This is a genomic window from Roseovarius nitratireducens, from assembly GCF_002925845.1.
GTDB lineage: Bacteria > Pseudomonadota > Alphaproteobacteria > Rhodobacterales > Rhodobacteraceae > Roseovarius > Roseovarius nitratireducens.
On sequence record NZ_PDNI01000028.1, the window covers coordinates 76,285 to 89,096 of the forward strand.

The window sequence follows — 12,812 nt, forward strand, 5'->3', positions numbered from 1 at the left end:
CGACCCTTTCATTTTGAATGGGGTTGGGGGATGCGGGTTTCGATTTCTCACCATACGGTCCGCAAGGGTCTATTGTTCAAGACAACCTATTACGAGGTGCACCTGACCGTCGCCTTTACCCATGAGGAAAAGCAGATCATACGGCAGAGAAATCTCCTGAAGACAAAGCTGGTGGACAGGCGACCGGCAACGGCCAGGGTGGATGACCGCGACGAGAAGTTCGAGCTCCGGGTCGAGCATCTGATGGATGGCCGAACCGACCGGTTTCTCTGCGCCAATCCCTCGAAAGCCAAGATCTACGAAGACAATCTGCTGGACATGCTGGCGCAGATGAAGCGCTGGCTCGACGACAATGCGGACACCGCCGATCGCACCGTGGTCGAGTTCTGATGGCCAGGAGTTTTTCAGAAGACTACTTCGGCGTGGTTCTGGGCGCGTTCGTTCTCGCGATGATCCTGCTCATTGCCATTCTCGTCTCCTATGTCGCGCTGATCGCCATTCCGGCCTATGTCGGCTACCGCCTCTACTCTGAGAACCCCAAACGCCTCGAACGCCTCGCCCGCGACGAAACCATGATCCTCTACAATCACGCGGTCGCAGGCTCCGTGCAACTCACGGATGAGGAAATCGACGCGGGCCTTTCGAGCCACTGGCCGCCAGATGTGCCGTCGTCCCTGCGCGTGCAGCTGCTGCAGATCGGTCGGGCGCTTTTCGAGCAGGAAGGGCTGATGCCGGAAATCCCGCCGCCGCCAGCCCTTTGCAACACCGTCGAGGGTGCCCGCTACCGGGACATGCTCGCCAAGGCCGGACAGGCGAAAAGCGACCGGGTGATGGTCATGTCGGCGCTGGAGATTATCTCGAAGGCGCTGGCGCCCGTTGCCGATGCGGTCCCGCCCGTCGAGGGCGATGTCCTGGTCGAGGTGACGCAGTTCACCCAGCCGCTCGGCCAGACCGTGCAGAACGTCATCACACCCTTCTTTCAGGAGAACGACTACCATCACTTCAAGGCGCTGCGTGAGCGGCTGGATGCCAATCTCGCCGCCACCCACCGCACCAACCCCGTCCTTCCCATCGACTACAAGCACGACGACGTGGTCGAGACCTACCTGCGCGGCACGCACCTGAAAGACCTTTTCAGACTGCGCACGCCCTTCACCATTCCCGAGGAACGGCGCTTCGAGCATACCCATATCGTCGCCGGCTCCGGCCACGGCAAAACCCAGACGCTGCAGTACTTCATCTCCAAGGATATCGAAGAAGTCGAACGCGGCGACAAGACCGTGGTGGTGATCGACAGCCAGGGCGATCTGATCGACACGATCCTCCACGCGAAGACCGTGCCGCCCGAGAAGATCGTGCTGATCGATCCCGAAGATATCGGCTGGCCGGTCTGTCTTAATCTCTTCTCCGTCGGCCAGGACCGGCTGGAGAGCTACGACCCGCTGGAACGCGAGCGGCTCACCAACTCGATCATCGAACTCTATGACTTCGTGCTGGGCTCGCTGCTCTCGGCCGGCATGACGGCCAAACAGTCGGTGGTCTTCCGCTACGTGACGCGGCTCATGTTCCATATCCCCGATGCCACGATCCACACGCTGCGCGAGCTGATGGAGCCGGGCGGGGTCGAGACATACCGCGCGTACATCGACCAGCTCTCCGGCACGCCGCGGCGTTTTTTCGAGACCGAGTTCGACAGCAAGGAGTTCGCCAATACGAAAACGCAGGTGCTGCGCCGGCTCTATGGGGTGCTGGAAAACCAGACCTTCGAGCGGATGTTCTCGCACCCCCAGAGCAAGTTCGACATGTTCTCGGAGATGAATGCGGGCAAGCTCATCCTGATCAACACCTCGAAGAGCTTGCTGAAGGAACAGGGCACGGAAATTTTCGGCCGGTTCTTCATTGCGCTTATTGCCCAGGCGGCGCAGGAACGCGCCACATTGCCCGCCTATGACCGTCTGCCGGTCATGGTCTATGTCGACGAGGCGCAGGACTATTTCGACCGGAACATCGGCATTATCCTCAGCCAGGCCCGCAAGTACCGGGTCGGCATGGTGATGGCGCACCAGTATCTGGGCCAGCTCTCAAGCGGATTGCAGGAGGCCTTTGAGGCCAATACCTCGATCAAGCTCGCGGGCGGCGTCTCGGCGCGGGATGCCCGGGCGCTGGCCGGTCAGATGAATGCCAACCCGGAACTCATTCAGAGCCAGCCCAAGGGTACCTTTGCCACCTTCATTCGCGGCCTGACCGAACGCGCCGTGCCGATCGGCTTTCCGTTCTTCGTTCTGGAAAAGCTGCCGAAAGCCACAAAAGATGAGATCGAGGCCATAAGGCAACAGTGCCGCGAAGCCTATGCGGAGCCCTGGCAGACCACGGTCGAGCATAGCGACACATCCGACGACGACGCGCCGGAGCCGCCGGAAGAAAACGACCCCGGCGACCCGCTCAATCCTTCGCCGGAGCTCTGAGGAAGCCTATCCTGGCCGCATGACACAACCGCAGACAGACAGCCTGGGCCGGGCCACCTTCCACCATATCGCGCCGCAATCCCATGTGCGGCCCACCGAGCGCGAAATCCGTTGGTTCAAGCACCTCGAACGCCACGGCCCGCAAAGCTCGCAGTACCTTTACGAGCTTACCCGCGACACGCACCGCTGCAGGGATACGGCGCTCAGGCAGATGCAGAAACTCCGCGCCGGCGGGTATCTCGCACTGCCGCGCCAGCAACGCGCGACCGAGCGTGCGGAGTTCAACCCGTATATCTATGACCTCACGAAAAAGGCGAAGGATCATCTCCGCGATCTCGGCCTTGACGAGCCGACGGTTCACCCCACCGGGCACTGGTGGCACGGTTACACTGTCTCGTGCGTGACCGGGTCGATCGACATCGCTGCGGCTCGCGAGGGTGTGCGCTACATCCCGACGCACGAAATCCTGTCCCGGACCGGGGCCGATCTCGCGATCCCTGTCGCGGGCACGAAGCTGATCCCGGACCAGCTCTTTGCGCTGGATTACGGCGGCAGCTACCGCGCGTTTGCCTTGGAGGTGGATCGAGGCACGGAACCCAAGACATCGCCCGCCAGACGCAAGAGCTGGGCACGATCTATCGAGCAGTATCAGCATGTGATCGAGCGGCAACTCTATAAGAGGCATTACGGACTCAAGGCCAATCTGATCGTGTTGTGGGTGTTCTCGTCTCGAACCGATCGAGAACGCTTTTTAAAGTTGGCATCTTCGACAGCCCCGAAGCTGGCACCGTATGTATTGGGGCAAGTCGTCGGAGGCGATGTGATCGCCCGCGCAGCACCTCGCATCGAAACGCGGCTGTTCGACGGCCACTGGATGCGGCCAGATCGGAGCCGCGTCCGGATTTGTTGCGTCTAGCCCTGTCGTAGCGGCAGTGCGGTCAGATACAGAGTAACCGGACGTCGAACGCAGTATGACGATCATTCATGGATAAGGCTGCCGAACCAAGGTCCGATACCCTGCTTCTAACGTGTCTCTTGTGTCAGGTGGCGAACACTAGTCGACACCGTCGATGAAGGTTTCAACGAACGTCCTGATCTTGTCGATGACGCGATCCGCGACGCTGCGTCGCTCGCGCAAGGAAGGGCGCGTCTCCATGATCCCGATGACATCATCACGCATCGGGGTTTTCTCCGTGAAGAGATAGGTGCCGATAACCGCCTCAAGCCCATCTTGCTTGAGCGCTTCTTCGCGGCTGAGGGCCTCGATGGCCTGGCGCTTCTCGTCGGCCCAATATGTATCAAACGCCTCTCCGACATCGGCGCTCGCGGGCAGATTGGCAAAATGTTCAGCGATAAACCGCTCGATGAGCTCCTTCTTGCTGCGCAGCTGCGCCTCGGTGTCGAGCACGTCCATGATGCTCTTGCGGGTCTTGGCCTGCTCTGCGGGGGTCTTGTCGCGCATGGTGCGCAGCAGATTGATGATGTAGCTGACATTGATCTTGTCGCGGCTGATGAGTTCGATTTCGAAGTCGAGGTCATTGAGGACAGACACCTTCTCCTTTTCCTTGTCGCTGCGCACTTTGTCATGCAGGTCAAGATATTTGCTGCGGTAATCGGCAAAGCTCTGCGCGTCGATCGGCAATTCGGAAAAGTCGAACTGGGTGAAACAGTCGAGCACGTTCTTGATGCGGATCACCTCCCGGAAGGCCTGCACGAAGCGCGCCTCATCCTCTTCGGTGACCAGTGCGTCGACGCTCTCGACGGTGGGCGTGATGGCCAAAAGCTTGGCCACCGCATCCTCGAACTTCGCGACATAATCCTCGTAGGGAGCAAGGATGATGTCTTCCTGAGCGTCCTTGTTGGCGAACAGTTCGATCGCCTTATCGGTGGCGGGTTTGAGGTTGCGGAAGGCAACCACATTGCCCTGGGACTTCTTCGCCCCCATGATGCGGTTGGTGCGTGAATAGGCCTGGATGAGCCCGTGGTGTTTGAGGTTCTTGTCGACGTAGATCGTATTGAGCGCCTTGCTGTCGAAGCCGGTAAGAAACATGTTTACCACCAGCAGAATATCGACCTCGCGGTTCTTCACGCGCTTTCCGATATCCTTGTAATAGGAATAGAAGAGCTTTCCGTCCTTCGTGGAGTAATTGGTGCCGAACCGCGCGTTGTAGTCGCTGATGAAGCTGTCGAGCGCCTCGCGGCTATGCGCATTCACGGGCTGGCTATCGTCCGGCAGGTCACCTCCGATGCCCATGCCATCGGCGTCGGCATCCTCTTCATTGGCCTGGTAGGAAAAGATGGTGGCCACGGTCAGATCATGCTCCCCGGCGATCTTCTTGGCCTTGAAGAGCTTATAATAGGCGATCAGGGTTTTCACGTTCGACACGCACATGATGGCGGTGAACTGGCGGCCATGGGTTTTCCGGTCGTGGTTGGCGACGATGTAGTCCACGATCTTCTCAAGCCGGTCAGGAGCTTCCATCACCTCGGCCGTATCGATGGCCTCCACCTCGATATCCTCGATACCCTCCTTGCCCTTGAAGGTGCGGATATACTCGACCGAAAACTTCAGCACGTTCTCGTCCCGAATCGCATCGGTGATGACATACTTGTGCAGGCACTCTCCGAAGAGGTCTTTGGTGGTGCGCCTGCCTAGGGCATTCTTTGCCGCGTTCTCGGCGAAGATCGGCGTGCCGGTGAAGCCGAACATCTGCACGTTCTGGAAGAAATCGCTGATGCGCCGATGCGTGTCTCCGAACTGGCTGCGGTGGCATTCATCGAAGATGAAGACCATGCGCTTGTCGCGCAGGCCTTCCATGGTCTTCAGATGACGTTCGCGACTGATGGCGGTGTTGAGCTTCTGAAGCGTGGTGACGATCAGTGGTGTATCATCGGAGAACTGCCGCACCAGGTTTCCGGTATTGGTCGTGGCATCCACGCTGCCTTCCTGAAAACTGTTGAACTCCTTGATAGTCTGAAAATCGAGGTCCTTGCGATCCACCACGAAGACAACCTTGTGCACATGCGGGCTCTGCGTGAGGATTTGCGCGGCCTTGAAGCTGGTGAGCGTCTTGCCTGATCCCGTCGTGTGCCAGACATAGCCGTTCTTCGGCCCGTTCTGCACACGCTCCACGATCGCCTCGACCGCGTAGAACTGATACGGGCGCAATGCCATCAGCATCCGGTCGCTCTCGTGCAGCACGATGTATTTTGTGATCATCTTCGAGAGGGTGCATTTCTCGAGGAAGGCGTCGGCAAACTCGCTGAGCTGGGTTATCTTCGTGTTGTCTCGGTCAGCCCAGAAGAAGGTCTGCTTGAAATCTCGCCGCTGCACGGGCGCGTTGGCGAAATACTTGGTGTTGACGCCATTCGAGATCACGAAAAGCTGTAAATACCCGAACAACCCGTACCCGGCGGAGAAGCTGTGCCTGTGATACCGGTTCGTCTGGTTGAAGGCTTCCTTCATCTCGAGCCCGCGCCGCTTCAGTTCGATCTGTACAAGGGGCAGGCCATTCACCAGAAGCGTCACGTCGTAGCGGTTCTTGTAACACCCCTCCATCGTGACCTGGTTGGTCACCTGATACTGGTTCTTGCACCACTGCACTTGATTGATCAGCTCGATATAGCCGGTGGTGCCATCGTCGCGGGAGAAATCCACCTTGTCACGCAGGATTTTGGCTTTCTCGAAGATGTTCCCGCGTGCCAGCTTGTTGAGTACCTGCTTGAATTCAGCGTCTGACAAGTTGGTCTTGTTGTGGATTTCAAGCCGACGCTTGAGGTTCGCGACCAGATCAGCCTCATCCGCAATCGTCACGCGATCCCAGCCCAGAGTTTCAAGCTGGTTGATCAGGGCGTTCTCAAGCTGCTGCTCTGTTTGGGTATTCATAAGCTACTGATATCTTGTGATTCTTGTAAGTTCTAGTAAATCTGGCGGTGCTTCACTCATCCACAGTCTGTTCTTGATAAATTCAGGATCCTAACGTATATTAATATCATACACGACTGACGCCTCTGCACCATGTGCACGCGTCAGTTTTCGTTTTTGGGACGCCACAGCGCCCACTCGTCCCATCCTTCAACCACACCCATGTCACTCAGATGCACCTTGCCGTTTGTCGGGGTAGGGAAGTTGAGCAGGTGCTCACGCACACGGTCGCGCCATGAAGAGCGTGGGCACAGTTGCTCGAGGAAGAACTGCATGATGCAGAAGTAACGGAAGGGGCGGTACTGGTTGGTATGCGCGATCTGAGAAAACTGTGGCGGGACAGCCGCGTGGTCTTTGATGTTATTGTTCCAGAGACGTTCATGGTGTGCGGCCACGTTGCGTAGATAGGTAAGCGACTTGAGCCATTGCTCGAGGACATGCCCGCCGCTCAGTCCATACTTCCCCGCGATCCGATCCCGATCCTGGCGGCGCATCATCTTGAAGAGGTGTGACAACGCACCGAAGTCAAAGATCTCTATGGCAACCCAGATAGGCAACTCACCGTAGGTATCGAGATTGTGCCGAACAAACGCCCGTCGGTCGGATCGTGACTTTAGGTCACCGTACTTTCGTATCCACCGATCGGCTTGCCCATTCTTGACGAACTTCTGATTGAGGAATTCAGCCTTGGTATGGGCAACCGGATCGTGCTGCCCGAGGGTACTGGCGACATCGACCTGTAAGGCGAGCTCGATTCTCTCCAACGCATCGAGCGCTAGCAGCCGCAGCCGCTTGTCGAAGACATAAAGATCCACGATCTCGCTCAGGTGGGTATCTGGTGTGAAGTGGTCGAGGATCTGGCCCATCTCATCTTTGGCGCGAAAGGAAAACCAATAGCCGCTCAAACGGTAATAGCCAAACCGTTCCAACGCCTGCGCCGCGCGAGCCTCATCGGTGATCACCATGCCCTTGGACTTAAGGACGCCGATCTGCGCATCGATGGATTTCCATGGTTTCATAGGCATTATACAAACATTTGTTGCAGCAGTCCGGTCTTGAAGCGGCGGACCTCCTGGAGCAGCATGCCAGCCAGGTCGATCTTGACATCAAGCGCCGAGAGGAAATCGGCAATCTTGCGTTGCTCGGCGGGGTGGGGAAGGGATACCCTCAGGTTTCGCATTTGTGAGGCGTATAGGTGCACAACGGAATTACCTTGCGCATAGCTGGCTATGTCTTTTCGCTTCGCGTTGTTTAGATAATAGGCGAGAAATACGCCATTCGGCGCGCCACGCAGCACATTGATATCGCCGCCAAGAGCGATACCGTCGTCTTCGACGCAACAAGCCCGCGCCATATCGAGGGGGTCCTCTCCGGACGCCGGGATGATGACATCACCGGGTTGGCTTAAATAGAGGGCGCTTGAGGCGGCATTGGTTGCAGATTGCACTGCGGTGATATGCTCACGGTAGACGGTATAGATTTCTCCATATCTGATGCAGGGTGTAACGCCACCTTCAGTGATGTCGGCCTTTGAAATACCTTTACCTTTAGAGAAGTTCACCACCTCTTCCAGTCGCTTCTCCTCCCAGTCCGGGAAATCTTGACCATTCTCATCCTTGAAACGGATTTCTTTATTGAAGATCTGCTGCACGCAGCCCTTTTTGTAATGCTCCAGCAAGGTTTTCTTGCGCGCCAGTTGCGCAATTTTCGTATCCACCGCGCCAAGGAATTCCGCAATCTTGCGTTGCTCGGGAATGGTGGGGAAGCGGTGCTTGATCTTTTGAAAGTCCTTTTTACTCAAAACTCGGTTTCGACCTGCTCCGCCCGGCGAAATTAGATCAAGGGTTTTTCGGAAACGCCTGTCCTCAATGACATACTCAAAAAACTCGTGAATGACTTTTTCTCGTTTGAATGTGTAGGTAGGAAACCTATGAGAAACCAAGCCTCCATGATCGTCCATCCTAGCGATAGCAATGGCCCCCTCCCAAGCAAATGTGATATTCACAATGAGGTCATTTCTGTGAACCTCATACAAGGTCTCCATAGCAATTTTCTCGGGCTCCGAGTCGGGTTTTTGAAACGTTCCTTTGCCATGACTGCGAACTCCGAGAGCGAGATATTTTTCTGATGGCTTTGGAACAGCGCGAAAGTCTGGGTGTAGGAATGAAGAGAACTCTTGCTCCGTCCAAGCCCCCTCGAAATCCGGAAACCTCAACTTTGGCATGTTTTGTTGATCTGTCTGTGTCATGGGCGCAGGCTTAGGAATTAAAGGGGCTTGGGATACCAAGCTCATCACAGAACCCGGCGACATTTGCGTCGGTCTCGGCCATCTCGGCCTCGAGCCATTGCAGCTCGGCCGTGATGGCAATCAGGTCGATGGGGTCTTCATCTTCAAAGGTATCGACGTAACGCGGGATGTTCAGGTTGTAGTCGTTCTCGGCCACCTCGCTGAGCGGGGCTACATAGCTGTAGCGTTCGACGGTCTCACGCCTCTCGTACGTATCGACAATCTTCTCGACATGCGCGTCGGTCAGGTGGTTCTGGTTGCCCTGCTTCTCAAAGTCCCGGCTGGCGTCGATGAAAAGGATATCGCCGTCATGCACGCGGCATTTCTTGAGCACCAGGATACAGGCCGGGATGGATGTGCCGTAGAAGATGTTGGGCGGTAGTCCGATCACGGCATCGAGGTAGTTCTGCTCTTTGATGATGTATTCGCGGATCACCCCCTCGGCCGCGCCTCGGAACAGCACCCCGTGCGGCAGTACCACGGCGGCGGTACCGTTGTCGGCCAGCTGGTGGATCATATGCTGCACAAAGGCAAAGTCGGCCTTCGACGCCGGTGCCATCTTCCCGTAGATGCTGAAGCGGTCATCGGTCTCGTTGAGGGGGTTGTTTGCCCCCTTCCATTTGGCAGAAAAGGGCGGGTTGGCCACCACGGCCTCAAAGCGCTCCAGGATGTGCTGAGGCTCTTCGAGCGTGTCTTCCTGCTGAATATCGAAGCGGCTGAAATGCACGTCATGCAGGATCATGTTCATGCGTGCGAGGTTGTAGGTGGTGCGGTTGAGCTCCTGCCCGTAGAAGTGCCCGACCTGGGCTTCCTTGGCGATACGCAAGAGCAAAGAGCCCGATCCACACGCGGGATCATAGGCGGATTTGATCTTGGTCTTGCCAAGGGTCACGATTTTCGCCAGCACGCGGCTGACCTGCTGCGGGGTATAGAACTCGCCGGCCTTTTTTCCCGCCCCGGAGGCAAACTTTCCGATCAGGTATTCATAGGCATCGCCCAGAACGTCGGCGTCCACCTGGTCGAGCTGGAAATCGATCTGGTCAAGATGGGCCAGTACCTTGGCGATGAGGGTGTTGCGCGCGGCAGGGGAGCGGCCCAGCTTCGTGCTGGCCAGGTCGATATCCTCGAAGAGCTTGTTGAAATCGTCTTCACTGTCATTGCCCATCGTACTCAGCTCGATGGCGTTGAGAATGCCTTGCAGGTCTTCCAGAATGAAGTTGTCAGCAACTTCCCCGTCGTCTTCATCGACCTTGATGTTTCCACGCTTGGCGATGGCGGTGAATATCTCGTTGGGCTTCAGAAAATACCCGAGCTTCTCAAGGGACTCCTCGCGGATCGCCTCGAGGTCGTCCGCGTCTGTGACCTGAGCGTAATCCTTCACATGCTCCGTCTCGAGAAGCTTGTTTGCGAACAGGTGCTGCTTCTCGGAGAGATACTTGTAGAAAATGAAGCCCAGGATGTAGTCGCGGAACTCGTCCGCATCCATCTTCCCACGCAGCTCGTTCGCGATACTCCAGAGTTGGCGCTCCAGTCGCTGCTTTTGTGCTTCAGTCATGATTTCATTGTACTTTTTTCTGCCGCTTTGCGCAAAGTGACGCAGTGAGGGGCAATTGGCAACAGGCGAATAGGCGGGTTTGAAATAGTGGGCGGCTGGCTTGTGCACTGCCAGCCGCCCTGGCTCCTGAATCAGGAGTGTCGTTCGGGTTCTTCGCGGCTGTCCAACCGTTGCTGGAGCCAGTCCAGAACTTCGTCCTCAACCCATCCCACTCTGTTCGAGCCCAGCTGTACCCGCTTGGGGAATTGGCCTGCTTTTTCCAGCCGCGCGATGTGTTGCGGCGAGTAGAGGACCAGCTCCTTGAGTTGGCGCTTTGAAAGTATCCTCATCACGATGTCTCCATGACTGAAGAGCATCGCGATGCCCTAGGGTTGACAAAAGCCTAGGCATCCTGAACCTACAACGAGTTGCGAAATGGATAAAGGTTTTCGAACGTGTAAGCCTTGCCGGATTCCCCTAAGGGTACGGTCCTCGGTCTGGCTTCGAACCTCTGAATTCAAAGTGGTTCTGGGGTATGTGCCCGGGGTACATTTTTAAACCACACATCATATATGATTACATATCAATTATTTAACTGACAATTGTGAGTCCTCTCCTGGCACCAAGAAATCAGGTGTGGCCCTTCGATTAAGTCAATATATTTAAACAACAATCCGCTTCTGTCGTAGCGAGATCACTATCGACTGAACGTGTTTTGCCACACTTTCCACTACATCAACGCTTGCGTGCGGCGACGCTTTGCGGCAGCGGATTGGCATGCCGAATTCATCTCCGCGGGTCCACCTACCATCTCCGTCGCCGGGCTCCGAAGCGCTAGTCAGCGGTCGAATCGCGCAAGGTCGTCTACGTCGCGCTCAAGACGGACAGCCTGTCCAAAGCCCGCCGATGGCCGTGCTTTAATGACGAAAGAAGACGCCACCCCGACCCCAACTCTTGCAGGGCGGCCTGGCGCAGGGCCACCATCTTCTTCCCAGCGCGTCGGTGATCCAAAACTTGACTTGGTGGTCATCATAGACGGGTAGCCGCCCGCGTACAGACCCTAGCCGCCCTGTCGGACGAGTGACGGCTCTCTTCAATCACCTTGGCACGGTGGAGCAGTGGATCAAGAAGGGCAAGATGGCGGAGGGCGACGTGTGTCCGGATGAGGCGGAAACAGCTCCGAAAAGGGTGCCAAAAGCCGTTCGGTGGTCGAAAGTTCGGTCCAACGGGCGGTCATGCGGTCAAGGCATCGGCCTGGAGCCCGTTCGGCTATCCTCAGGGCCAGGTTCGGGAGCCATCTGGGGAACGTCAGTTATGATGGGTGGAAACATCATTCTTGATATGTATACTGCGCAGTAAAAGAACAACGAACCTATCAACACAGGGAAGGGCTATCCATGAAACAACTCTCTGCCATCCTCCTGTCGGCCGCATTCTCGACGGTCGTCGCGACGGGCGCCTTGGCGCAGGATCCGGTCAAGATCGGCATGATGCAGGGCTTCACCGGCCCGACAGAGTCACTCGTCAAGCCGATGGCGCTGGGCGGCGAAATGGCGATCAAGGAAGTGTCGGACAGCGGCGTGTTCCTCGGCGGCCGCGAGGTCGTTTCGGTCCGCGGCGACAGTACCTGCATCGACGCCGGTGCCGCCACGGCCGCGGCCGAGCGCCTGGTGACGTCCGAGGGCGTCCACGGCATCAACGGGGCGACCTGCTCCGGTGCCACCACGGCGGTGCTTAACAACGTCGTGCGCGCGAACGGCATCGTCATGATCTCACCGTCGGCGACTTCGCCGGCGCTGTCGACGATCGAAGACGGCGGCTATTTCTTCCGCACGGCCCCGTCAGACGCGCGTCAGGGCCAGATCATCGCCGACATACTGGAGCGTCGCGGAATCGGCTCCGCCGCGCTGACCTACACAAACAACGACTACGGCAAGGGTCTCGCCGATGCGATCCAGGCGGCATTCGAGGCCACGGGCGGTGAAATCACCGCCGTCGCGGCGCACGAGGACGGCAAGGCCGACTACTCGGCCGAGATCGGCACGCTGGCGTCGGCCGGCGGCGAAGTGCTGATCGTGGCCGGGTACCTCGACCAGGGCGGCAAGGGCATGATCCAGGCCGCCCTCGACACCGGCGCCTTCAGCAAGTTCGTGCTGCCGGACGGCATGGTCGGCGAGGCGTTGACCAATCACTTCGGCGAGGCGCTGGACGGCTCCATCGGAACCAATCCGGGCACCGACAGCCCGGGCGCCTCGATGTTGGCCGAACTGGCCGAGGGCAAGGACTTCAAGGGCGACGACCCATACGTGCCGGAGGCTTACGACGCCTCGGCGCTGATCCTGCTCGCCATGCAGGCGGCCGATTCGACCGACAGCGCCGTCTACAAGGACAAGATGTTCGACGTCGCCAATGCCCCGGGCGAGAAGATCTACCCGGGAGAGCTCGCCAAGGGCCTGAAGATTCTGGCCGAGGGCGGTGAGATCGACTATGTCGGTGGCACCGCGCTGGAGCTGATTGAGCCGGGCGAGTCCGCAGGCAGCTTCCGCGAGACGGAGGTCAAGGGCGGCAAGTTCGAAACGGTGATGTACCACTAAGGGCATC

At 57.7% G+C, this 12,812-nt stretch carries 9 protein-coding genes; 4 read left to right on the forward strand and 5 right to left on the reverse strand.

Features of this window, described 5'->3' with window-relative positions; translation table 11 throughout:
- The first annotated feature begins 72 nt into the window (after window positions 1-72).
- From CRJ03_RS05155 to CRJ03_RS05165, 3 genes are read left to right on the forward strand one after another with little or no spacing between them, the layout of a single operon-like run.
- Entirely contained in the window at window positions 73-390 is a 318-nt protein-coding gene (locus tag CRJ03_RS05155; RefSeq protein ID WP_240611561.1) for a hypothetical protein, read from the forward strand.
- Window positions 390-2,465 (forward strand): type IV secretory system conjugative DNA transfer family protein, encoded by a 2,076-nt coding sequence (locus CRJ03_RS05160; RefSeq protein WP_206018304.1) that lies wholly within the window; start codon window positions 390-392, stop codon window positions 2,463-2,465. The genes CRJ03_RS05155 and CRJ03_RS05160 overlap by 1 nt, the downstream gene beginning before the upstream one ends.
- A 19-nt stretch (window positions 2,466-2,484) precedes the next feature.
- A complete protein-coding gene (locus CRJ03_RS05165; protein WP_104017837.1) occupies window positions 2,485-3,381 on the forward strand; it encodes a replication-relaxation family protein in 897 nt (298 codons plus the stop codon).
- Between the two features lie 138 nt (window positions 3,382-3,519).
- On the opposite strand, the gene CRJ03_RS05170 is transcribed toward CRJ03_RS05165, so the two are convergent.
- The 5 genes from CRJ03_RS05170 to CRJ03_RS05190 form a co-directional block, all read right to left on the reverse strand.
- Window positions 3,520-6,351 carry a type I restriction endonuclease subunit R gene (locus CRJ03_RS05170; RefSeq protein WP_104017838.1) on the reverse strand — a complete coding sequence of 944 codons (2,832 nt, stop codon included), beginning with the start codon at window positions 6,349-6,351 and terminating at the stop codon, window positions 3,520-3,522.
- Window positions 6,352-6,494: 143 nt separating this feature from the next.
- A complete protein-coding gene (locus tag CRJ03_RS05175) occupies window positions 6,495-7,409 on the reverse strand; it encodes an Abi family protein (RefSeq protein ID WP_206018305.1) in 915 nt (304 codons plus the stop codon).
- A gap of 5 nt (window positions 7,410-7,414) precedes the next feature.
- A complete protein-coding gene (locus tag CRJ03_RS05180; protein WP_165375248.1) occupies window positions 7,415-8,638 on the reverse strand; it encodes a restriction endonuclease subunit S in 1,224 nt (407 codons plus the stop codon).
- A 10-nt stretch (window positions 8,639-8,648) separates the two neighbouring features.
- On the reverse strand, window positions 8,649-10,340 hold the full coding sequence (locus tag CRJ03_RS05185) for a type I restriction-modification system subunit M (RefSeq protein WP_240611562.1): 1,692 nt from the start codon (window positions 10,338-10,340) through the stop codon (window positions 8,649-8,651).
- Window positions 10,341-10,363: 23 nt separating this feature from the next.
- A complete protein-coding gene (locus CRJ03_RS05190; RefSeq protein ID WP_104017940.1) occupies window positions 10,364-10,561 on the reverse strand; it encodes a helix-turn-helix transcriptional regulator in 198 nt (65 codons plus the stop codon).
- A 1,047-nt stretch (window positions 10,562-11,608) separates the two neighbouring features.
- Here CRJ03_RS05190 and CRJ03_RS05195 point away from each other — a divergent pair.
- Window positions 11,609-12,805 (forward strand): ABC transporter substrate-binding protein, encoded by a 1,197-nt coding sequence (locus CRJ03_RS05195; protein WP_104017842.1) that lies wholly within the window; start codon window positions 11,609-11,611, stop codon window positions 12,803-12,805.
- Window positions 12,806-12,812: the final 7 nt, after the last annotated feature.